Annotated in this window: 22 protein-coding genes and 3 tRNA genes; 12 read left to right on the top strand and 13 right to left on the bottom strand. The window is 40.4% G+C overall.

The window, feature by feature from the left end; all coding sequences use genetic code 11:
• Nucleotides 1–48 precede the first annotated feature (48 nt).
• From pgsA to JI723_RS12360, 4 genes are all read left to right on the top strand, one after another.
• Nucleotides 49–597 carry a CDP-diacylglycerol--glycerol-3-phosphate 3-phosphatidyltransferase gene (gene pgsA, locus JI723_RS12375; RefSeq protein WP_140182403.1) on the top strand — a complete coding sequence of 183 codons (549 nt, stop codon included), beginning with the start codon at nt 49–51 and terminating at the stop codon, nt 595–597.
• A gap of 162 nt (nt 598–759) precedes the next feature.
• Nucleotides 760–835, top strand: a tRNA-Gly gene (locus tag JI723_RS12370).
• A gap of 26 nt (nt 836–861) precedes the next feature.
• Nucleotides 862–935: transfer RNA gene (locus tag JI723_RS12365), tRNA-Cys, on the top strand.
• A gap of 8 nt (nt 936–943) precedes the next feature.
• Nucleotides 944–1030, top strand: a tRNA-Leu gene (locus tag JI723_RS12360).
• A 628-nt stretch (nt 1031–1658) separates the two neighbouring features.
• On the opposite strand, the gene JI723_RS12355 is transcribed toward JI723_RS12360, so the two are convergent.
• Nucleotides 1659–2027 carry a VOC family protein gene (locus JI723_RS12355; RefSeq protein ID WP_337979404.1) on the bottom strand — a complete coding sequence of 123 codons (369 nt, stop codon included), beginning with the start codon at nt 2025–2027 and terminating at the stop codon, nt 1659–1661.
• A gap of 117 nt (nt 2028–2144) precedes the next feature.
• Here JI723_RS12355 and JI723_RS12350 point away from each other — a divergent pair, with 117 nt between their 5' ends.
• Together JI723_RS12350 and JI723_RS12345 are read left to right on the top strand one after the other, a co-directional pair.
• Entirely contained in the window at nt 2145–2915 is a 771-nt protein-coding gene (locus JI723_RS12350; RefSeq protein ID WP_337979403.1) for a nucleotidyltransferase domain-containing protein, read from the top strand.
• 132 nt (nt 2916–3047) lie between these two features.
• The gene (locus JI723_RS12345; RefSeq protein ID WP_272579662.1) at nt 3048–3647 is read left to right on the top strand and encodes a DJ-1/PfpI family protein; all 600 of its coding nucleotides are present in this window, start codon (nt 3048–3050) and stop codon (nt 3645–3647) included.
• A gap of 168 nt (nt 3648–3815) precedes the next feature.
• Here JI723_RS12345 and copM read toward each other — a convergent pair whose 3' ends face one another.
• Nucleotides 3816–4175 carry a CopM family metallochaperone gene (copM, locus tag JI723_RS12340; RefSeq protein WP_337979968.1) on the bottom strand — a complete coding sequence of 120 codons (360 nt, stop codon included), beginning with the start codon at nt 4173–4175 and terminating at the stop codon, nt 3816–3818.
• 413 nt (nt 4176–4588) lie between these two features.
• On the opposite strand from copM, the gene JI723_RS12335 reads away from it, so the two are divergent.
• The 6 genes from JI723_RS12335 to cspE all read left to right on the top strand — a co-directional run bounded on the left by JI723_RS12335 (nt 4589) and on the right by cspE (nt 12243).
• Entirely contained in the window at nt 4589–5245 is a 657-nt protein-coding gene (locus JI723_RS12335; protein WP_337979402.1) for an IS1595-like element ISEc75 family transposase, read from the top strand.
• 313 nt (nt 5246–5558) lie between these two features.
• The gene (locus tag JI723_RS12330; protein WP_272579663.1) at nt 5559–6314 is read left to right on the top strand and encodes a Slam-dependent surface lipoprotein; all 756 of its coding nucleotides are present in this window, start codon (nt 5559–5561) and stop codon (nt 6312–6314) included.
• A gap of 66 nt (nt 6315–6380) precedes the next feature.
• A complete protein-coding gene (locus tag JI723_RS12325; protein WP_272579664.1) occupies nt 6381–7841 on the top strand; it encodes a surface lipoprotein assembly modifier in 1461 nt (486 codons plus the stop codon).
• A gap of 18 nt (nt 7842–7859) precedes the next feature.
• Nucleotides 7860–10865 carry a TonB-dependent receptor domain-containing protein gene (locus JI723_RS12320; protein WP_337979401.1) on the top strand — a complete coding sequence of 1002 codons (3006 nt, stop codon included), beginning with the start codon at nt 7860–7862 and terminating at the stop codon, nt 10863–10865.
• A gap of 45 nt (nt 10866–10910) precedes the next feature.
• Nucleotides 10911–11669 carry a TonB family protein gene (locus JI723_RS12315; protein ID WP_337979400.1) on the top strand — a complete coding sequence of 253 codons (759 nt, stop codon included), beginning with the start codon at nt 10911–10913 and terminating at the stop codon, nt 11667–11669.
• A gap of 361 nt (nt 11670–12030) precedes the next feature.
• On the top strand, nt 12031–12243 hold the full coding sequence (gene cspE, locus JI723_RS12310; protein WP_070925520.1) for a transcription antiterminator/RNA stability regulator CspE: 213 nt from the start codon (nt 12031–12033) through the stop codon (nt 12241–12243).
• 112 nt (nt 12244–12355) lie between these two features.
• On the opposite strand, the gene JI723_RS12305 is transcribed toward cspE, so the two are convergent.
• From JI723_RS12305 to JI723_RS12255, 11 genes are all read right to left on the bottom strand, one after another.
• Entirely contained in the window at nt 12356–12784 is a 429-nt protein-coding gene (locus tag JI723_RS12305; RefSeq protein WP_070925519.1) for a hypothetical protein, read from the bottom strand.
• A gap of 208 nt (nt 12785–12992) precedes the next feature.
• Nucleotides 12993–14636 carry a thiamine pyrophosphate-binding protein gene (locus JI723_RS12300; RefSeq protein ID WP_319069091.1) on the bottom strand — a complete coding sequence of 548 codons (1644 nt, stop codon included), beginning with the start codon at nt 14634–14636 and terminating at the stop codon, nt 12993–12995.
• 51 nt (nt 14637–14687) lie between these two features.
• Nucleotides 14688–16157, bottom strand: coding sequence for an aldehyde dehydrogenase (locus JI723_RS12295; RefSeq protein ID WP_272579669.1), 1470 nt, complete (start codon nt 16155–16157; stop codon nt 14688–14690).
• A gap of 13 nt (nt 16158–16170) precedes the next feature.
• Nucleotides 16171–16959 carry an aspartate dehydrogenase gene (locus JI723_RS12290; protein ID WP_070925537.1) on the bottom strand — a complete coding sequence of 263 codons (789 nt, stop codon included), beginning with the start codon at nt 16957–16959 and terminating at the stop codon, nt 16171–16173.
• A 13-nt stretch (nt 16960–16972) separates the two neighbouring features.
• Entirely contained in the window at nt 16973–17767 is a 795-nt protein-coding gene (locus JI723_RS12285) for an SDR family oxidoreductase (protein WP_140181385.1), read from the bottom strand.
• 15 nt (nt 17768–17782) lie between these two features.
• Nucleotides 17783–18622 (bottom strand): alpha/beta fold hydrolase, encoded by an 840-nt coding sequence (locus JI723_RS12280; RefSeq protein ID WP_272579883.1) that lies wholly within the window; start codon nt 18620–18622, stop codon nt 17783–17785.
• A gap of 15 nt (nt 18623–18637) precedes the next feature.
• Nucleotides 18638–19156, bottom strand: a complete 519-nt coding sequence (locus JI723_RS12275; RefSeq protein WP_070925515.1) for a cupin domain-containing protein — start codon at nt 19154–19156, stop codon at nt 18638–18640.
• A gap of 29 nt (nt 19157–19185) precedes the next feature.
• Nucleotides 19186–20454, bottom strand: a complete 1269-nt coding sequence (locus tag JI723_RS12270) for an MFS transporter (protein WP_140181383.1) — start codon at nt 20452–20454, stop codon at nt 19186–19188.
• Between the two features lie 22 nt (nt 20455–20476).
• Nucleotides 20477–21691 carry an NAD(P)/FAD-dependent oxidoreductase gene (locus JI723_RS12265; protein WP_272579670.1) on the bottom strand — a complete coding sequence of 405 codons (1215 nt, stop codon included), beginning with the start codon at nt 21689–21691 and terminating at the stop codon, nt 20477–20479.
• Nucleotides 21692–21695: 4 nt separating this feature from the next.
• Entirely contained in the window at nt 21696–22622 is a 927-nt protein-coding gene (locus JI723_RS12260; RefSeq protein WP_337979399.1) for a VOC family protein, read from the bottom strand.
• 206 nt (nt 22623–22828) lie between these two features.
• Nucleotides 22829–23605, bottom strand: a complete 777-nt coding sequence (locus tag JI723_RS12255) for an IclR family transcriptional regulator (protein ID WP_272579672.1) — start codon at nt 23603–23605, stop codon at nt 22829–22831.
• Nucleotides 23606–23635 lie beyond the last annotated feature (30 nt).

The raw sequence follows: 23635 nt of genomic DNA, 5'->3' as shown, positions 1-23635 counted from the left end.
GGCACCATACTTATAAAATCCATTTTGGTCAAAAAGTTACTAAGTATGATGAAATTAAATATTCCTACGTGGTTGACCTTGTTTCGCGTCATCTTGATACCATTCTTTGTGCTGGCTTTCTATTTACCAGTAAGCTGGGGGCCTTTCGTGTGCGCATTGATTTTTGTTGTCGCTGCGGTCACAGACTGGTTTGACGGCTATCTGGCAAGGCTCTGGAAGCAAACGACGAAGTTTGGGGCATTTCTTGATCCTGTCGCCGATAAAGTTATGGTGGCGACCGCATTAGTGTTGGTGACCGAAAGCTTTGATGTTTGGTATGTGACTTTACCTGCTGCAACAATGATAGCCCGCGAAATTATCATTTCATCACTGAGAGAGTGGATGGCCGAAATAGGCAAAAGAAGCAGTGTAGCTGTTTCTTGGATTGGCAAATTTAAAACGACGGCTCAAATGATGTCATTGGTTGGTTTGTTATGGCGCCCAAATTTACTGATTGAGAATCTTGCGATCGCATTATTGTACATTGCCGCCATCTTAACATTCTGGTCAATGTATCAATATTTGAGGGCTGCATGGGCAGATTTGAGCGAAGCTTGATCGAAATGATTGAAAAAACAGCGAACGAACAGATTTAAGTGATTTTTTTAAATAATTGTGTTGACTCAAAATGTGAAATCAGTAGAATGCAACGCATCGAACGGCAACGAGGTTTACGAAAAAAAATAAGTAAATCAGCCAGTTTGGAAAAGATAGTTTAAGGCGGGAATAGCTCAGTTGGTAGAGCACGACCTTGCCAAGGTCGGGGTCGCGAGTTCGAGTCTCGTTTCCCGCTCCAATCTCAGCAGTGAGATTGAACAAGAAGGCGCGTTAGCAAAGCGGTTATGCACCGGATTGCAAATCCGTGTAGCTCGGTTCGACTCCGGGACGCGCCTCCAAAAATTTAGCCCAGGTGGTGAAATCGGTAGACACAAGGGATTTAAAATCCCTCGGCCTTTAGGCTGTGCGGGTTCAAGTCCCGCCCTGGGCACCAAATAAAAACCGCGTTGAATAACAACGGGTTAGGGAAAGAAAAAGCCACCTAATAGGTGGATTTTTTGCATCTGGAATTTGTCGCTGAAAATCAAAAGTGACGGCACTGTTCATCATTACAGTATTCAAGCTTCATCATTCTTTCATATATCAAATCTGAATGTGAATTTTACATTCAAAGTTTTTATTTATTATTTTTTATTCAGTGACAACTGACGCACTCTTTACTTGCTATCAAATTAAAATATTACTCTTCATGTACCTATGATCTTATGTATTTTTACCTTCTATTTTTCAAGATGAAAAATAGTTATTTAAAATAATAAGTTAAATAAAGAGTGGGAAAATAAGATATTTTTGACTATTTTGAGATAACTTATTGTTATCAAGATTATTTTTTATGGTAGTCTATAGTTCACTGCCGTATAGGCAGCTTAGAAAAATACAGATTACTGGTATCGCAAATTAAAAGCGTTCACTGCCGTATAAGCAGCTTAGAAAGCTATAAGAAAAATGACATCTCTGCACTTACCGTTCACTGCCGTATAGGCAGCTTAGAAAAGTATAGGGAAGCTGAGAGATAGAGCCCCAAGTTCACTGCCATATAAGCAGCTTAAAATTTTTTAATACTACAACTCAAAATAGTCGTAAGTTGTAATTTCATATTTATTATCGTAGGGATCGGTGAAGTAGACTGATAAAGACACCTCGTGGTCGATAACTGAAATTGGAACATTATAACTTGTTAGATGCTCTTTGAACTGCAAGAAGCTGGTTCTATCAACACTAAATGCTACTGTGTTTCCTCTATTTTGCGTTGTTCTTTTAAATAGAGATAAATAAGCATCACCATTGTTGATTACTAAAGGGCCGCCTTGCTCAAACCAAAATTTAAAACGTGGGGTTATTTCAAAAGAGAGTATATTTTTATACCACTGAATGGCTTCATCAAGGTCATCAACATAAATATGAACATGGTCGATCGCTATAAATCTCATGGTTTTCTCCTCTTATAAAAGACCTAACGTACTACTTTTTATCTGTAATTTATAAGCTACAATGGCTTTATCCGTATAATTGCATTCTCATATTGCTGCAAAACAATACAGGTTATTATGGCTATAGACTGGCAAGGTAGGATAACAACGTTAGCTCCAGTTGAGTATCAAGCACAATTTAAGCAAGTGATTGACGATGTCATCGCTCATCTTAAACTTAGTTTGAATAATCGATTACATAGCATATATGTCTATGGTAGTGTCGCAAAAGGGCAAGCAGTTCAGTATCGCTCAGATCTCGATCTATGCCTGATTCTTACTCAAAAACTTAATGAAACTGAACAGAGACAATTAAATGAGGCGCACTCATATTTAGAAAAAATGCATGATATTGTCAGTAAAATTGATTTTGATATTGGCATACTGGCGGATGTTATTGATGAATGTAATCAGTTTAGTTGGGGGTATTGGCTAAAGCACCATTGTCGCTGTGTGTTTGGTGACGATTTAAGTCTACGTTTTGCCCCTTTTTTACCTTCCAAAGACATTGCTATTGCGGTTAATGGCGATTTTGTTGACGTGCTAACACAGTATATTGATGAATTAAAAAATACGGCAGATGCGAACAAACGAAGATTAATACAGCGTGCAGCTGCCAGAAAATTACTGCGTTCAACGAATATCTTACATGATAATAATGATACTAGTTGGCCGGAAAGTTTAAATGAGTATGCTGAACGCGTTATGGCTCTTTTTCCTGAATGTAAGGAGCAAATTCACTATTTTTTGCAAGAAAGCTATCAACCTCAAGATAACACGAATATATTTATATCTAAATTAGAACATTTCATCTTGTGGTTGAATAAGTATTATCTCCAGCAACAATAATATCCTTATCTATATTCATTATATTTCAAGTTCTAGCGCTTGCGTTACAGTATCGTATCTGTGTTTACTTGTTTTCATTATGGAATTGACCTTCGAAGTATTTATAGTATCAATTGGTAAGTGAGGTGTTTGATGAACATAGAAACTTTAGGCATTGTTTTATTCGATGGCTTTGAAACCTTAGATGTGATGGGGCCAGTTGAGGTTTTTGGCCGATTACCAGACTGTAAGGTGAAATTTATTTCGCCTGAAGGTAACAAAAAAACCAGTTCGCAGGGAGTGGCTATCGAAACTGAGAAAGTCACCAATCCTCAATATAAATATTTGTTGATTCCAGGAGGGCAAGGGACTCGGCCTTTGGCAATAGATAAAGAGTATATTTATTGGTTGAAACAACAAGTTGAATACACCTCATACTGTATGACAGTTTGTACTGGTTCAGCGCTATTAGCGGCAACAAATTTATTGAATGACCTTAGTGCTACAAGCAATAAATTAGCTTTTGAATGGGTAACTTCGATTAACAATAATGTTAATTGGCAGCCGAAAGCGCGTTGGGTGAAAGATGACAAGTTTTATACATCTTCTGGAGTAAGCGCAGGTATTGATATGTCATTACAGGTGGTCAGTGATTTCTATGGCTTACAGCAAGCTTCAACCATTATCAAGAGCATGGAATATGTGTGGAATGATGATGCGAGTCATGACCCATTTGCGGTGAATTTAGCCTGAGCATCTAGTCTTCATACTTCAAGTTGCAGGTTTTTTCGTTAAGGTATAAATGACTAGGCGACGCTCATTGAGTCATAACGTTTATCTATGCTTCCTTGCCTACCTGCAACTCGAATTATTTAGATTATAAAGAGGTTAGCCTCTAATTTTAGAGACTCACGCATGGAATTATTTTTTATTCTTTTCTAACCATTTTTGCATTTGTTCTATTTCAGGGCCTTGAGCATTAATAATCTCTTCTGCTAGTTTTCTCATTTCAGGATCTGTGCCATATTTAAGTTCAATCTTAGCCATATCAATTGCGCCTAAATGATGGGCGATCATCCCTTGTGCGAACGCGATATCTGCATTTTGCTCATTCATACTGTTAGCCATATCTGAATGCATTTTATCCATTGATTGATTCAGCTCTTTTTGCATTTCATTAGTTGCTGGTGGAGACATATGCATGGAATGGGTTGTATCAGCAAAAGTTGCAAATGAAAGCGTGCTTGCAATGAGAGCAGCAAGAGGGAGCAATTTTTTCATGAGAATTTCCTTGTTCATGACTGGTTGAATTGCAATAACCATAAAGCTTCCCCTAGGGGGAAGGTCAATGTGAGGTGAATGAATTTAACTTAATTTACACTCGTGATACTGCTAGGGCAGCGCCTTGTATTGAGGTATAGCACCTCTATGCTTTCGAATTAATCTTATTATTTTTTAATTCTATAGCGATGAGTTAGTTTGCTATCTATCGGTAGCTCGAATTATTTAGAGTGTCGATATTAATGCATAAAGTAAGCTATTAGTTTCTTTATTCAAAAAGAGTGATCTAGGTTGCAAATAAACAATAAAAATTAATATTTTTAATGATGTTATTACATGAAAGATTACAAGGAAAAAGTTAAACATTATTTATGGGGCTGTCCTAGATAACTAAGATCATCTAGGATAGTTTCATGAGAAAAAGCAGACTCAGTCAGTACAAACAGGAACGGTTACTTGAGCTGTTTATTGCAGGCTCTACAGCCCGTATTGCCGCAGAGCTGGTTGGTGTCCACAGGAACACTGCCGCTTACTATTTTCATCGGCTCAGAGTACTGATAGCAGAGCACGTTGATAAGCACTCTTGGTTTGATGGCGAGATTGAATTGGACGAAAGTTATTTTGGGGGGCGTCGTAAAGGTCAGCGCGGTAGAGGGGCAGCTGGAAAAGTGCCTGTTTTCGGGCTTCTCAAGCGTGGTGGCAAGGTTTATACCAAGGTCATACCCGATGCTAAATCGAGGACATTACTGCCAATAATTGAGTCAAAAATTTACCCTGACAGCATCGTCTACACAGATAATTTTGCCAGTTATGACGTACTGGATGTGAGCGATTTTAAGCATTACAGGATCAATCACAGCACCCAGTTTGTCGACAAAAAAGACCGGCAAAATCACATCAATGGCATAGAGAATTTTTGGAACCAAGCGAAGCGTCACATGCGTAAATTTAACGGTATTCCGAAGGCTCATTTTGAGCTGTATTTAAAAGAGTGTGAATGGCGATTTAACACACCTAGTGCAAAACAACAATTAAATATGCTAAAACAGATAGTTAAAGGTAAAATTTAAACCTTATCTAGGACAGCCCCTTATTTATTTTGTAAATAACGTTAATTAAACAATACTTGCTACTTATTTTGTGTGTTCGATATATATTTATAATGGGTTGTTTTTTATTAATTTAAATTTAATCCGATTTATTTTGATAGCGTTAAATTAAAGTTTCTTTTGAATTGATTATCAATGCTAATAATAATCATTACCATTTGAGCGCTAAGGCGAATTCTATATACTGCGTACCAAGCATTGCGACTAATGCTTTTAAGCTGTTTTGGATAGTTATATTTACCATTAAGTTAACAGTCATTTGACAAGGAGCCTTATGAAAAACCTATCATTAGCAGTACTCACGATTGCTTTATCGACTTCTGTTTTTAGTGCTAGTGCTACAACTATTTCCGCTCAAAGCCAAAAATATGGTGTGGATGGTGTTGAAGTGATCGTTGGTGACACCCAATACGCTAGCGGGTCACATGCAGGCGCAATCGGTGATCCGGGGATCGGTTTACAACCAATATTTTTTGGTACCAGAATTAGTTTTGCAAGTTTTAAAGCGCGAGCGACTGAAAATGAACATGGCGTATATGAATTAGCTGCATCAACGAGCGCGCACTCTGCTAATACCGGAAAATTTAATTTTACTCAGGTTGCGAATGCCGAAGTATATTTTGGTGATTGGTCTAAAACCGGTATTGATGGTGATGCAACGCATACCGCATTCTATTCGGGTAAAGATGTTAGCGAATCTCTGCCTAATTCAGGGCAAGTTGAGTATACCATCGCTGGTATTAACCAGTTTGATAGCTCAGGTAAATTAAGTGGTACATTTAATGCGGATTTTGATACTAAAGAATATACTGGCTCACTGAGTGGTCATGAATTGAATATCACTATGAGCGGGGACATTTTAGAGCAAGAACAATATCAATTTAATGGGACTGCGATCGCTAATGAATCAATTGAAGGGCATAGTTATGGTAACTTTTTTGGCGCTGATGCAACAGAGGTAGCTGGGATAGTATCTTTTGGAAGTGAACATATTAAAGATGTTGCATTTGGTGGTTCTAAAGCACAATAGTTAACTTGGATAGGTGGAATTAATATTCCACCTATTACTACTTTGTTAGTCAATTGGTTGTATGTTATGACGATATCTCGTTTAATTATATTATTATCGATTTTTTACAGTGGCTTTGTTATTTCTCATAGTGATGACACTAATGATTATCAAAGATTATTAGTAGATAAAGTCAATGTGAATGAAAAATTATCTAAAGATAAAGAAATAAAGATAACCCTTGATGATGAGTTGATAGTTAACTTTGATGGGGAGAACTATAAAATAAATAATAACGTCCATGATATAGGGGAGGCTATTTATATTGCCTTAGCTAGGGGGCAATATAATGATGTGAATCAGCTATTGTCTTCTTATCAAAAATTAACTGGTCATGATGATTTATTGGTGAAATATGCGAATGCTAAAATTTCCCATCAAAATAAAAATTATCAAAAAGCAATCAATTATTATCAGCAAATTTTACAAAAAAATTCTGATTTCCTACGTGTCGAGCTCGAATTAGCTCGTGTATATTATGAAAGCCAACAGAATAAAGAGGCTATAGTACAATTTAATCGTGTGTTAGATAAGTATGCTCAACAATTACCGAAGCATGTATTAGACAATATTGCTCAATTCACCAAAGCCTTGAAAAAAAGAACAGCGTGGCGGGGGAGTATCTCGTTAGGTTATGGTTATAACTCAAATATTAACCAAGTGCCGGGTGATCATCGAAGAGATTGTTATCGTAGTGAGGTAAAAGAGGTCTGTTATGGCGTAGGAGAAGCCACTAAAGGACAAAAATTTATCTACGAGGCGAATATTGAGAAACAAGTTCCTTTGTATCGCCATCATAATGCGCTATTTAAGGCTTATACATATGGATACAAGTATGAAAAAGCGTCTCAATACAATGAGAATATAATAAATACAAAATCCTATTATCAATATCAAGATGGTATAAAAACCTTTGCCTTTGGACCTACAATTGAATTTAAGTTTATTGGTGATCAGCAGCGATATTATGGATTTGGGGCGAGTATAGACGTGGCGTATCACTTCACACCAAAATTTTCGGTCAGTGCTATCGTTGATTATAAAAAATTAAACTACCGCTCTATGTATCAAAGTAGTAATGGTAATAAGAGCACGTTTTATTTAACTAATATTTATGCATTTTCACCCGATATAATATTTTTTGGTGGGGTTGATGGTGTAATGCGAAATAAACGGTATCAAAGTGATAGTTATAAACAATATGGTATTAGAGTCGGTATATTTAAAAGTTTCTCACAAGGTTTTAATTTTTTAGGTATGGCGAGCTATAAAAAAACGCATTTTGAGCAACCTCAGTATGCATTAAGTCGTCAAATTAGAGATGATAATGAACAGCTCTATTTTATAAAGTTAAGTGCTCCAAAGTATAGTTTATTTACTTTAACACCATCATTATCTTATAAATTCAGGATAAACCATAGCAATATTGATGCACTGTATTCTTATTCACAGAATGAAGTTGAGTTTAAATTAGAAAAACGCTTTTAATATTTTAGGTATTATATAATGAAGATAAAAAAGTTAGTTGCAATTAATATTGCGACAGGTATCTCGTTTGCTTTAATTTCCAATCTGATATTTGCTAAAGAGCAGGAGGATATCGGAACCATTATTATTAATGATAAAACAACAACCATTAAACAGCGCGATCAAAAAGGTTATGATGCTCAGTATGATAAAAATGAATCTAATGTTTACCTCGGTAAAGAATTGGTTGAGCGTTACAAAGGAACGAATCCCGCAGACGTATTAAACAGTGCTGTTGGGGTATTTAGCGGTGATGCTCGAAATAGTGGGGCGATAGACCCTAATGTTCGAGGGATCCAAGGTCAAGGTCGAGTTCCTGTTACTGTGGATGGTACAGAGCAAGCTCATACTGTATGGAGAGGATATAACGGTGCCAATAACCGTAACTATGTTGATCCCAATATGATCAGCAGCATTACGGTACATAAAAGTGCATCATTAGATCCAGATGTAAAAACGTCGGTAGGAGGTGGAATCGCCATTAGAACGATCAATATTGATGACGTGGTTTCCCCTGAAGATAAATTTGGTTTTGATTTAAAGTTAGAAACTAGCAGTAATTCGACCAAGCCAAGAATTGCTCAGTTACAGGCAGGGACAGATTATCGTGATGATCCTGCTATTTTGAAAAGCATGTCTGATGAATTAATAAAAAGAACATCATCACTATTTAATGACCCTGCTTTGTTAATGACAGCAAAGTCCCGTGGTGACGCGAACTTTTTTAATTTGAGAGATAATGCAGTCAGAATGGCAATCGGCACAAGGCAGGAGCGGTTCGATGTAATGGCGGCATACAGTTATCGTGATCAAGGAAATTATTTTGCAGGAACGCGAGGCGCTGAAAACTATACTGAGGAAATTTTGACTTCTCAGTCGAAATCATTTGATCCCTATATGCCATTTGCTGCCAATGTCTATTTCCCAGGCAGGGAGGTCATGAATACTTCCAGCAAAATGGATACCTATTTAATTAAAACCAATCTATTTTTATCTGAACAGCAGAAACTTTCGCTAGGTTATACTCAAACCATGAATCATTACGGTGAAATCATGCCATCAAGAGTCGCGATGATGGACTTAAACGGGAAGGTGCCCCAATGGCCATTAGCAAAATTTAAAGTAGATGCTTTTTATGCTACTTATTCTTTTTTGCCTGAAAACAATCCCTATATTGATATGAAATTAGGTTATTGGTTAACTAAAACTATAAGCAATAGCAATACTTCGGGGGCTTATCCAAGGGAGCCGCGAAATCGTGATCTTGAATTTGAAAGGGGTTTTCTCCCAAGAGATTCAAAAATCGATGGCACATTAGTTTTAGGAGAACAATTTAGTTCACTTAATCATCGGCAAGGAATTGATTTGTCGAATAAGATGCAATTAACCAACAGTTTAGAGTTAACGATTATCGGCAGTTTAACCCATGAAACAATAAACAGTAAAAATAATGTTTTTGATGCATCTGCTGGGGCGACAGTAAAGTCATTCGGCGCGTTACCGCGAGAAGGGAAACGACAAGAAAATACCTTTGCCTTTAATTTTAATTGGCGTCCTACGAATTGGTTGAATATGACTGCGGGGGCTCAACGTACCAGTTATTGGTCACAGGACGATTTACTTAATAAGCGTCGTGCGTTAAAAGATATTAATTTTGCTCGTCCTCATCAGTTATTAGCTAAGAGTTATGATATTTCTCGAGTTGTTACAGTTGATGAATATAATAAAATTATTAATCATATTTATATTGACTCCAAAGGTAAACATAAACGTTTTGACGATGTACGACGTTCTCCTTATTATCGAGATCTTTTTGTTAAGGATGCATTAAATTTAAGCAGGAATGCATTTGGTGGATCAGAATTAAAAAAAATAAATGGACAAGAAGTATTTCGTATAGATGAAATCTCTAAGGCTAAATGGTATCCGGATAGTGATAATAAGCTAACCAAAGAAACCAATCCTTTTTATAACGGTACTTTCGATCTGAATGCTGAGGCTATTGATCCATTTAGTGGACAATTGGCACCACAATATATCCCCAGTTATTCACTTTCTAGTAATAATAATGAAACTATCCGCCGATTAACAGACGAAGAAAAGTTTAAACCACAAGAAAAACGTAAAGCACACGCATGGGCACCCGCTTTTTCAGCATCCGCTTATCTCACCGATAACGATCGTATCTATGCCAGTTATACCGAAACGGTTCGTATGCCAAGTATTTTTGAAGACACAATTGGCTTTTCATCCATAATTGGCAATACGGCGGTATGGCGAAATTTTCAACCTGAGCGCGGTAAAACAGCGGAGCTTGGTTATGTGCGTAATCTGCAACAGCTACTTGGTGCGGAGCATTTTGCGGATGTACGTATAAATTATTATTACACGACGATTGAGAATTCGTTTGAACGCGATGGCCATCTTAAATTTACTCAAGTAGATAAACACATCACATCGGGCATTGAATTACAGGCGCGTTATGATAATGGCAATTATTTTGGTGACATTGGTATTGATTATCGCCTAAAAAATGAGGTTTGTGATAGTGCCTCTGCTGCCATGTTAGATCCGATGAATAAATTCAATATATCGTCATGTACTGAAGCAGGGTTCCCCGGCGGTTTTATGCGTACCCAATTGCAACCTAAATACAGTATTAATGCGAATTTAGGTATGCGTTTCTTCGATCAACGCTTAGAAGTTGGTAGCCGCATGCGTTATCACAGCGGTACAGAAAACAGTGATGAAAAAGAGATGATGGGGAAATATCCTGCCCATTACGCACCGCTTAATAATAGCCCGATGCGTTGGAATCCAGTATTCGTTGCAGATGCTTATATGAGTTATCAAATTGCTAAAGACATTAGCATGGAATTATTAGCGACTAATGTTTTTGATGAATATTATTTGGATCCACTGACACGTACTATGATGCCAGCTCCAGGTCGGACATTCAGACTTAATTTCACTAGCCACTTTTAAATCCAGTAGCCCTCTTAATTAATGTTTAAGAGGGCTGATTCGAATATGATGAAAAAAATACCATTTTTGACCGTATCTGTTTCGTTATTACTGCATTCAGTGATTATTGCTAATTTGATTAATCGTTCTTACGCAGAACACAGTTTACAACATCGGGCGGATATTGGATCGCCGGTGGTGTCTATTGCATTGTCACAGGCGATAGAACAAGCAAAGTTACCTGAAACAAAGATTGAGCCCCCGATTGTTCAACATGATTTACCGGTATCTCCAGCCATTGTCGAAACAGCAAAAATCATTGTGCCTAAAAAGGAAAAAAAAACGGAACGTAAGCCAGCGACTAAAGAAAGTAATAAAATGGTGGTATCAAAAGAAAACACAGAACAGCAGGAAAAAACAGACTATGAAACAGAAAAGGCGGCTGCTCAGCCACAGCCATTGATGTCACAAAATGGTGAAAATGCATCCTCTCAAGCGATGGGGGCAATGGGTAAGCCAGTTCAAGGTTTTTCAATTATGGAAGATAGCGGGGAATTAAGCGCTTACCGTGAAAAATTGCGTCGAGAAATCGAGCGCAATAAACAATATCCTCGAAGAGCCAGCAGTATGAAAATTCGTGGTACCACTGAAGTTGTTTTTAACCTCACAATAACAGGTGAGTTTACCTCTGCCCGTGTTATTACTAGTTCGGGTCATGAATTATTAGATAATGCGGCATTGGCAGCCGTTGCAAAAAGTCGCTCTGTTGGTGTGCCACCTGAAGGATTTAAGTCACAAGTGTCATTTGAAATTAAATTTCAGTAGAATAGGGGGGGGGAGACGATAATGTAGTCTTTATTATATTAAACTATGGCATTGTACTGTGTTTTTGGGGGATATCAAGTCAATCATACTTGTGATGGCTCAGGTTTTTCATTCATATTGTGATTAATTCTAGGGGCATATTTAAAATAAAGTTTGCTATCATAATCATTGTATGCGTTAATAGCGCGGCTGGTTTGGTAGTACCCATTTATTTATGAAAGACAAGTTAAAGCAGTTCCCTATTAAGTGTTATCCATGATACCTTCATTGTGAATTCCTTCTAATTTAATTCCCATAAGTACGTACAAAGAACAAACCTTACCCCGCCTTATGGCAATTTAATAAATTTAAAGGAAATAACATGTCTAATACAATGACTGGTACAGTAAAATGGTTCAACAATGATAAAGGTTTTGGCTTTATCTCTCCAAAAGATGGTAGCAAAGATGTATTCGTACACTTCTCTGCAATCCAAAGCAACAGTTTCAAAAGCCTGAACGAAGGTCAAGAAGTGTCTTTCTCTATCGAGAATGGCGCAAAAGGCCCAGCAGCAGCTAACGTGATCCCACTGTAAGCTAAAGTTGCAACAGCGTCTAAGCGCTGTACAAATTTGAATAAAAGCCTCGTGTAAACGGGGCTTTTATTTTTGGAAGCAAAAATAGCAATAGTGAATTATCAATTTGTAATTAATTTATTGTTGATAGTTTTTCGCCAATATAATTAATGGAGGATATACCTTTATCACAAGCCGTCTCTTTGAGTGCTGAAGGGGATTTTTCAACGGTGATTTTGAGTTTATTCAATTGCTTAACATAGGCATTTGAACCGGGGATAGTAGGGTTTTCTTCTAGGTAATTTATCAATATAGCAAATTTTTGGTCAAAATAGTCACATTTATTGTCTGAAACTTCAATTTTATTAAAATTTTTTAATCCTTCAGGGACTAAACTTCCCGTATTATCCTTAATCAACTGCGAATATTGCCCACTTTTTACCTGCTCAATCGTCGTATCGATTTTATTCTTTATATTAAACAGCTTAACACCTAAAAAAATAATCGAAGCAAGAAGTATCACATTGACCGCAAGACTAATAGGTAATAGATATTTTTTCATTATTGTTCCTTAAGTAGTAGGTACTGATATTAATAAGTACTCTTTCCTAAAATATGGCGAGCGGCAAGTATAGCAATTTGTTTGAACAAATGAATATAAGTTAAGTAAGCAAGTGTAATAAGGCAATATTGAGGATAGAAAATAGGGAATGAAGGCGGTCAATCATTAGAGTGAGTTGTTCTCACTCTAATGCGGATATCATTAAGTTTTAGAATAATTTTTTCTGCGGTGGACCGGAGAAATTCATCGTACCAATGTTTTTCATTAGAACTTCGACGACCACTGGCTGCTTTAGCTCAATTGCTTGTTGAAGCGTTGGTTGGAACTCTTCTGCTCTATCAATAGTTAACGCATGAATTCCCATTGATGCTGCAAGTTTGCTAAACGATGGCGTGAGCAATTCATTATAGTATTGTCGACCTGAAAAATATTTATCCTGAATACCTCGCATAACACCATATCCATGGTCATTCATAATGATCAGCACAATAGGTAACTGCTCTTGAGCCATGGTGGCTAATTCACCAATGCCAAGCATTAGCCCGCCGTCACCGACTAAGCCAATAACAGGAACGTTGGGATTTGCTTTGGCAGTGCCAATTGACATTGCTAAACCTAAACCGATAGCTCCAGCTAATGAATGTATATTATGCATTGGTTGAGTGGCTTTTAATAATCGGCTTCCCCACAGACTACCTGAAACAGTAATATCACGAACAAAAATGCCTTCGCTAGGGAGAACGTGTTCAATAGCATCACTTAATTGGCTATAAGAACCACATTGTTCTCGCAATTGCGTTTCTGCCTGCTGCACCGCTGTTTGTACGCGTTGTTGCCACTGTGAAGGTGCAGAAAAATGTGTTTGTTCTAATTTATCGGCTAATCCACTTAATATCTGAGCACAATCCGCAGTGATAACTAAATCAGCGCTGTAGTTACGATTTGCTGCCAGTGGGTCGATATCAATTTGAATCAAAGGTTGTGGTAGAGGGAGCGACCATGTTTTTGTTTCGTTACTCCGTAGTCGAGAGCCTGCAACCAGTGTGATATCACAATCACGCAGTAATTTATCAATGGAATCTGCATTATGAAAAGCACGTAAACTAAATGGATGGTCGTCAGATAGAATGCCTCTCCCATGTGTACTGCTAATGACAGCAATACCTAAATCAGCGAGTCGCTTAACCGCTTGGCTTGATTGTAATGCTCCGCCACCAATCCACAGTAAAGGCCGTTGTGCATGTTGTAGTTTTTGCCAAATAGCTTCAACTTGCTTTAGGGTGGCACTAGGAAGCGTCGATGGTGCGAGTGGGGCGCTTAAAATAGATAATGGCACTTGCGTGTTTTGAATATCGATTGGAATTTCGATAGATACTGGGCCACAAGGTACGGTTTGTGCGACTTGAATGGCTTTATGTAAAACGGCGATGGCCTGCTCCGCAGTATGCACGCGAAAGGCTTGTTTTGAACTTGCTCTCAAGAAGCCGAGTTGATCACGAGTTTCATGGATAAAACCCGCATCCATATCAAGGTAAGCTTTTTCAACCTGCCCAGTAATATGTATCATTGGAGAACATGCATTCATTGCTTCTATCATTGAACCAATAGCATTGCCTGCACCTGCGCCAGTACTGGTCAGAGCAACACCTAAACCGGTAAATCGACTGTGAGCATCAGCCATCGTCACTGCGCCAGCCTCACCACGACTTGGGGTAAAATCAATGATGCCGCGACGACCGATAGCATCGGCAATCGGGAGGTTGTGAATTGAAATAACGCCATACACGGTACTGACTTGATATTGTTCTAACGTTCTGGCGATAGCCTCGCCAACCGTGATTGTCTCATACATAGTGTTCTCCTTTAGAATTCGATAACTCACCGAAAGCGTATCGGTGGTCATTTATTCACACCAACGGTTTGGTTGTGGGTTTAATGCCAGAAAAATACTTTTTTGCTGCATATAGGCTTTAAGGCTCTCAATGCCTTTTTCTCTACCGAGTCCGCTCTCTTTAAAACCGCCAAAAGGTGTTGAAATGGAGAAAACTTTGTAGGTATTGATCCAAACAGTGCCAACGTCTAATGCGTCAGCGAGTTTAAATGCACGTGTATAGTCTTTTGTCCAAATACCCGCCGCGAGTCCATAAATAGAATCATTCGCTTCATCAATAAGTTCAGCTTCATCATCAAATGGAATAACGACGAGAACAGGGCCAAAAATTTCTTCTTGGCAAACAGAGGCTTGGTTAGTCAAACCTTCAATGATGGTTGGCTGGTAATAGTTACCTTCTTGTAAACTCGGGTCACTGGGTATTTCACCACCAAGGCGAATTGTGCCGCCTTCGTTAATAGCTTGAGTGACATAGCGGATCACGCTTTCTCGGTGGGCAGGGGTAATTAATGGGCCGATATGTACACGCTCTTGACGTGGATCGCCAATAATCAGCTGTTGGGTAAGGGCGGTTAATCGTTCCATAAACGGTTTATAGATGGCTTTTGCCACAAATAGCCGTGAGCCCGCAATACAAGCTTGCCCCATAGAGCTGAAAATACCATAACAAACGCCGTGTGCCGCCAGTTCAATATCGGCATCTTCTAGGACGATAGTCGGCGATTTGCCTCCGAGTTCAAGTGACGTTGTGATCAATTTGTCAGCTGCAATATGCGCAAGTTGACGACCGGTGTTTGTGCCACCCGTAAATGAAATTTTTCTGACTAATGGATGACGAACCAGCGCATCGCCTACGATAGATCCTTTGCCCGGTAATACACTCAGCAATCCAGCAGGAAGACCTGCTTGCTCGAACAATTCTGCAAGTTTTAGTGAGATCAGTGGGGTCGCTTCTGCTGGTTTTAAAATCACGGCATTACCTGCGGCAATGGCAGGGGCAATTTTTTGCATATCGCTAGCAATCGGAGAGTTCCATGGCGTAATCGCCGCTATTACACCAACAGGCTGATAAGTGCTCAAGGTCATCATATCGGATTGGCGACGTGGTGGGAGTTCACCACCACTGACTTCACAAACGGCTGCAAAGTAGCGTGCGGTAGCAGCAGCACTCATGACTAAACCTCGTGCTTCTGCCCAAGGTTTGCCATTATCAAGGGTTTGTAAATGTGTGAGTTCGTCAATGCGTTCTTCAATTAATGCACTGACTTTAAGCAAAATAGTGGCTCGCTGGTGGGAAGGTTGTGAACGCCAACTCGGCGCACGCCACGCCTTGTCAGCAGCGAGAACGGCATCTTCAACATCTTCAAGGTTAGCACTATTGAGTGTGGCAACAATATGTTGATCACCAGGGAAACGGGAGTGCATTTCGTTACCACGGCCTTGCTGCCATTTCCCTCCGACAAATATATCAAGCTTTTTCATGGTTTTTCTCCTGTCAGATAATGGCATCGTGCTGTGCAATGCGTTGGCAAATTTCAACAGCACTTAAAGCAGATAACAGCGAAGTTTTCGGGTTTGATGGCAAAGGATTACCATTAAGTTCAATGGAGAAATGCCCAAAATCCCCTGTAACATCAATGTGGTGGCTGTTTTTACTGGTGGTTGGGTCAACCATCAACTCCACTTTGGTTTGATCCATACCAACGCCATACAGAGCAACGGTCGCTGCGACGTTGGCATTGGCTGGAAATTTAAGTGCGGCATCACGTGCTGAACCACGGAAAAACACCGTAGGTTCCGTAACGCTATTGAGGTCAATGTATTGTTCCGCAGGGCCATTTCGCCAACTTGCAGGACTTTTACGGGAAAGATAAGTGACTTGGTTAATATTGGCTTGTTTCGCACAGCGTAAGCCATCTAACCCTGCTACAGCGCCCGATAATGGAATGAAAGTGCCTTGATGGGAGTGCTGATTTAGGCTATCTGCAAATTGTGCATCAGCGAGCGCGCCTGTCGAGATCACTGCAAATGTCCAGCCTTTTTCTAAGATCATGGCGGCATATTGTTTGACGGCCTGTTGGCTAGCACATTCTAAAACCAAATCGGGTTTTTGATCTGCCTGTGATGGGCAGATTAGTGGTGTCACTCGGTTATTAAAACGTTGTTTGATTTCGTTATGATGAGGCTCGCGAGCGACCACCCAACGTAATTCAATCCCTGCTGGTAGTCGATTAATGACCTCATTGGCCATAGCGCCATATCCTATAAGCATCAATGTTTTCATCATCATCGTCCCTTTAAATGTGATGGCTAAAGCCGCCAGAGACATCAATTGCCGCCCCTGAAGTAAATGACGCCATTGGTGAAGCTAAAAAGACCAAGGCGCGTGCGGGTTCTTCGGGTTTACCAAGGCGTTGCATCGGTATGCCTCTTTTTTGAGCAATCGCGCCAATCCAGCTATCCCAATCCAGATTTTTGTCGTTGCGATTTTCAAAGCGGCGGCGCCATTGTTCAGATTCCACCATACCCAATAAAATTGAATTAACACGGATCCCTTTTGGTAATAAGGTTTTTGATAGATTTAAGGTTAAATTCAATAATGCAGCTCGTGCCGCGGAAGTGGCGACCATATGCGGCTCGGGTTGTAAAGCTAATAACGAATTGACACAGGTAATAGAGGCAATATCAGATTGCTCTAGCTGTGACATAAATGCATTTACAGGATTGATAACACCGAATAATTTCAGTTGTGCCTCGTGTAACCAAGCCGTTTCGGGAGTATCAGCGTAACTAGCGACATAGCCTTGCCCTGCATTATTAATTAATACATCGACTTGCCCAAAGTGGGATTGAACTTGTTTAGCAAAATCTTCAGTTTGTTGTTTGTCCAAAACATCACAACTCACCGCCAAAAGTTCGCCTTGAGGATAGAGCGTCTGTAATGACTGGCATGTCTGCGCTAATTTGTGTTTATCTCTACCGCAGAAAGCAACTTTGCATCCTTCTTCCAACAGCAATTTAACGGTCGCGAGGCCAATTCCTGAACTGCCTCCTGTGACAACGGCAACACGATTTTCTAACTGTAAATTCATAGCGCTATTCCTTAATCAAACTTCTACTGCGGCATGGGATGCCAAAAATTGTGTCAGGTAACGATTAAATTGTTGAGATGCGTCGAGATAGCTAGCATGGCCTGCTTGTTCGAGATAATTCAACGGGCAGCCTTTTTGTTGTGCTAACTGTTGTACTTTTTCAGGTGGTGTGATGGTATCGTCGAGACCGACAGCCATTTGCACCGCCCCTGAAAAGGTATCGAGATAACGCCCTATGTCATCGTGCGCTAACATCCATGCCGCCGCTAGAAAGCCATCAGGGTTGAGTTGACTCATGGTTTGCCTTACCCAATCAATTTGTTGTTTGGTTGCTGTTGGGCTGAGTAATGCAGCAGCGCGTTGTTGTGCATATTTTTCAATACCTGAATTAAACACAATGTCTTTGCGTTGCTGGTAAATTTGCTGTTGCTCTGTGGGACTTTTTGTTGCGTAGCCTTGCGCAGGGTTAGCTAAAAATAAGCTTGTTACCTTATGTGGGTATTTTGCGGCGAATGCACTTGCCATTAATGCGCCTAGTGAATGGCCTACAAGAACCACTGAATTTAGCGCCAAGCCATCGATAAAAGCGACTAATGCATCTGCGTAGTCTATTGCCGTTGGATGCTCAGTAGCGAGAGCTTGGCTTTTAAGGTAACCCGGAGCATCCCATGCGATGAGTCGATAATGTTGTGTCAGTGATGAGTCTGCCAATTGATAAACCCATGAAGCTGACCCTGAGCTGATACCATGAAGTAGAATGATGGCATCACCATTGCCTGCTTCACGCCAATTTAAAAAATACTGACCGAAATGTGCAGATTGGATCACAGGTAATTGTTCACTTGGCAGTTTCATCACTGATTTCTCCTCTTAACCACGTTTGACTTTTGATAAAGGATGATCTTCTGGGTAAGTCGGAATAGCCGGTTTTGGTGTACCGATCATCACACACATGAGCGCTTCTTCTTCACCATGGTTGAACAGGCCACGATAAATACCGGCGGGTACAGAAATCAGATCGCGCTCTTTTAGCACGGTTTCATATTCTTCGTCGCCATCTTTAATAAATAAGGTGATGGTACCTTTGAGCATGAAAAATACTTCTTCAACATCTGGGTGTAAATGCAGAGGACCTTCACATTTTGCGGGTAGTACCATAGTAGAAAAGGTAAAGTTTTCAGCAGGTACGGTGTTTGCATCATTAGCAACACCTGTAGCTCCAGTACCGATATAGCGCATTTGTGCTCGACGGTATTTAGGGTCAAAATCGGCCTGAAATTTCAGCGCGTTCCAATCATATTTACGACCTTCAAAACGTGCGATGCGTGATTCCACCCAATCAGCGATTTCAACGCCTTGTGGTTTTATTTGATTCTGTTGTTGTGACATAGTGCGATCTCCTAACATTGAGTCTCTAATCAATATTTCTTAATAAGAGGCAGCAGTAGTAAGCTGCCGATTAAACCGATAATAACGATAAATAATAGTCCGCTATCCATATCATGAGTGATGGTGATCAACACGCCCATAAGCAGTGGAGCTGCTGCACCAGCAAGATTGCCTAGTCCATTGAAGATACCGCCAGCTAGTGCACTGACTTGTTTTTGTGTTGCTTTAGCAAGCAAGGCAAAAATATTCGGTGCGCCTGCGCCCCACATAAACATGCTGAATGCCATCATCAAAATAATGCTGTAGGTATTATCAAGGAGTAATACACCTGCTAGCCCAGCCACTGCACCCAGCAATGAGATAAAGCAAACGAGTGCACGACGATCGTAGCGATCTGAAAGCCAAGCCCCGATGGCTTCACCGAATAACATGGCAATAAAGGGCAGTGATGAGAGGATCCCTGCATGCTCTAAATTGATGGATTTGCCTTTAATTAAGTAACTTGGCAACCAACCATTCATCCCCCACAGGTAAATTAAGAAGGCGATGTTAAATAAGCAAATGATCCAAAAATGGCTATTACGTAGCAAAATGTTGCGCTGTAATTTCGTTTCAGCAATTTCATGAGGGGAAACTTGGCCATTCGCATTTTTGTTTTGTTTATGACTTAAATTAGGATGGCGAATACCGATAATAATCAGCCACCAAACAGGCACAGTAAAAGCCGCCATGACAAAAAAGGTACTTTGCCAACCGAAGTTATGAAGTAAATACAGTGAAATAGGGAAGCCAAGCGCAGCCCCAAGCGGGGTGCCGAGTAACCAAAGCATCGTTGCTCTGGCTTGCATTTTTTGTGGAAATGTTCGGCGAACGATAGCGTAAGAGATAGCTAATAATGGGCCTTCAGCGATCCCAAGTAGGATGCGTAGAAAAACCATAGTGCCATAATGATGGGTGAATCCCATAAAAATCATTAAAAAGCACCAACTACTTACCATGAAAAGTAGCATTTTGGTTGGGTGAAATTTATCACCGATACCACTGAGCACCATGGACGAAATACCATAAGCAAAAAGAAAGGCGCTCATTAATAAACCAAGGCGAGTTGGATCAAAATCAATGCCTAGTGCTTTTTGAAATTGTTCATCAGAGAACAGTGCTGCGATACTAATTTTGTCAAAAAAGGCGAGCAGTACACAAGAAAATAATCCAATTGGAATAAACCAATTCACTTTTTCTTCTTGTTGTGTTTCTAACTCGTTAGTCACTGAGGAAACAGAAACTTGTTGGTTTGCCATGGTGTTTCTCCTACTCGCTTGTTTATTTCAGCGACATCAGTGAAAAATTAGGATCTGCAAGCTCTGTCGGTGATAGCTTACGGTTGTTTTGCATCCATCTCTTACCCAATTTAATGGCTCTGGCATCATTGAATGACACCATCTGGATCAACTCATTGTTTTGATTTAGTGAGAAATAAATTTCAGAATTGGGGGTGATACGTTGAATATGTTGAGTCGCTTCAGCCGTAGGTATGCCAAGTATTTGGATATTGTCTTGATATTGATCCGACCACAGCCAAGCGAGATCACTAAACGGCTCACTGTGTGCATTAAGCATCGCTTTTGCTGTTGAGATGGCTTGGTTTTGTGCATACGCCCAAGATTGTAAACACAGTGATAATGTAGGATGACAAGCCACATCACCAGCTGCATAGATATCGGGGTGTGAGGTTTGCCCTTGACCGTTAATCACAATGCCATGGGCTAATTCAAGACCTGCTTCAGAAGCTAATTCTAGATTGAGTTCTACCCCAATCCCCATAACAGCAATATCAAAACATTGGCTGGCTTGTTTATCACAGCTTATTGATAACGAGTCAGTGGTTTCATCAAGGCAGATATCGCCACAATCTGTAATGATATTAACGCCAGCTTGCTGGTGACGCTGCATTAAAGCATCAGAAACTGAAGCAGGAACGCTACGTTGGCATAGACGTGTTTGGCGTTCAAATACAGTGACGTCAAGCCCCATTTGACGTGCAGAAGCTGCTACTTCTAAGCCGATCCAACCACCACCAATAATGGCAATATTGTCTGCCTTAAGCATGGCTTCACGTAAACGTTGCGCATCATCCCATGAACGTAATGTGAAAACACGAGGGTGTGATTGCCAATCTGAAGAGAGGTAACGAGCCCGTCCACCGGTAGCAATTAAGAGTTTATCAAATGAAATAGCACGCCCATCACTGAGTAGAACTTGTTTGTGCTGAGAATCAATCGCGGTTGCTCTAAGTGGTCGATACCATGTGATGTTCAATGCCGCAGTGTCTTCTTCACTAAATAAACGTGATAGCGAGAAATCGGCTTGTTTAAGAGCGGCCTTGGATAACGGTGGTCGTTCATAGAAATCATGCGCTTCATCGCTGATCACAGATAAAGTGCCTTGGTAACCTTCATCTCTTAAGGTTTTGGCTGCCCAGCCGCCAGCTTGGCCTCCGCCAATAATGACAATTCCACCATTGATTATCTGTGTCATGACATCACTCCTTCTCTTTTTTGACTTGGCGGCGAGTTTCGTGGTCGATACCTCCCTCGATAGCCCATTCAGTAAAAGAAACTAGAGAGTGTTCGAGTTCACGTGGTTGCCACTTTTCAGTTAAATAGTCGTCATTGGTGTAATATTCAAAGGCGCCACCTGTTGGGCTGTTGACATACCAAAAGTAAGCAGATGATATTGGGTGGCGGCCTGGGCCGATAAATGTACTCCAGTTCTGGCGGTTCATTGCCAGACCACCACCAATGACTTCATGGATATCACGAACGGTAAAGGCGACATGATTGAGGCCGCGTCCTCGGTGTGGCAGCTTGAGTAAAAAGAGATTGTGATGGCAGCCATTGATTTGAGTGCGCAAGAAAACAGCGCGATCGATATAACGATCGGAAACTTGAAAACCGAGTTTTTGACAGTAAAAAGCTTCTGTTGTTGGTAAATCATCAACGAAAAACACCACGTGACCGATATTAATTGGGGTCGCTTTATCGTAAACAGGACTCGGTGCATCAATACGGCGAATATCTCCCCACTGATTAATAGGGGAAATTTCAACATCAACGGGCTGTTGCTGTGTAATAGTAAACGCGACTGTCATACCGTTTGGATCCAGACATTCAGCACCATTCTCTGTGCGTTTGAATTGGGGACAATCGGCGATTTGTTTGATGATCTGTTCTAGCTCTGAGGCATCTTTGACGCCCCAAGTGATACGCCGCAAGGTTGAGCCTGATTCAAATGCAGCGGGTAGGTGAGGGTCGTCAATAGCGGAAACTGTGATGCTAGCCCCCGATAATGTGGTGAAATGAGATGGGTTACTGGAGGATTTGTGTAAACCAAAATCCTGTAAAAATTGCTGGCAAGCCGCAATGTCGTCGACCCCAAACTCTAATTTTTCAATACCAATGACTGACATAATTTGACCCTCTATATGATATTGGTTTATTGCCGAGCTAGATTTTGGGCAAGCAAAGGCCGCTGGTTTATGGCAATAAACCTAATGTTTGGTGTTATTTCGTTAAACTCATGCAACGTTAAGTTGCAGCGCTGTTTGTTTAGATTCGGCGGTTACGCTAATTTCGTCGCTAGCGACACCTCGAACTCTTCAGCGCATTATTCGTGCTATATCGCTTTCATGGATGTCATGCCACCAATAAACTCGGTAAGTTTTTGCGCTGCACTTCTAACTTCATTTTGTAATCGCTGTCGTTCTTGGGCTGGGATACTATCCATTGGCATCATAATGCTAATGACGGCTTCGACACCGCTGTCTCGGTTGTACACAGGATAAACAATAGAAGAAATTCCTCGTCGATAGAATGATTCCCCGATGACATAGCCGCGTAAGCGGTCTGCTTGGATCATATTCCAAAAAACCTGTTTACTGCCGGCGTCATCAGGAAGTTCATCATCTGGATACAATTCATCAAATTCGGCGCGACTTAATCCACTCAGTAACATACGTCCAAGGGATGTCCGATGTGCCAGTAAACGTGTTCCAACGGTAACATGGTTAATTTTTGATTCGGCTCCACTGACTCTGGCAATATAAATAATGTCTCTGCCGTCGCGTATTACAAGGTGGCTATTGCACTGACTGCGATCGCGTAATTGCTCGATGATAGGTTGCCCTAATTGAGTAAGATCGAGCGAGGCGATATAGCCTAAGCCTAGGCTAAGCACTTTGCGACCTAGGGAGAAGGCGCCGGTTCTTGGGTGCTGCTCGATAAAATCCAAATGAACCAATGTTTGTATAGCGCGATAGGCTGTAGCTTTTGGCATATCAACTAAACGTAAAATTTCTGCGAAAGTCAGTTCGCGGTGTTGCTGTGCAAGGAGTAATAAAAGTTGTAACCCTTTTTCTAAACCGGGGATCAAATATTTGCATGTTGAACTCAAAATCTTAACCTCCCCGCATCAGCGGTGTGA

Origin of the sequence: Providencia manganoxydans, from assembly GCF_016618195.1 — a bacterium.
Classification (GTDB): domain Bacteria; phylum Pseudomonadota; class Gammaproteobacteria; order Enterobacterales; family Enterobacteriaceae; genus Providencia; species Providencia manganoxydans.
Note: the sequence above shows the minus strand (reverse complement) of the source record. Positions and strands in the feature narration are given on the sequence as shown.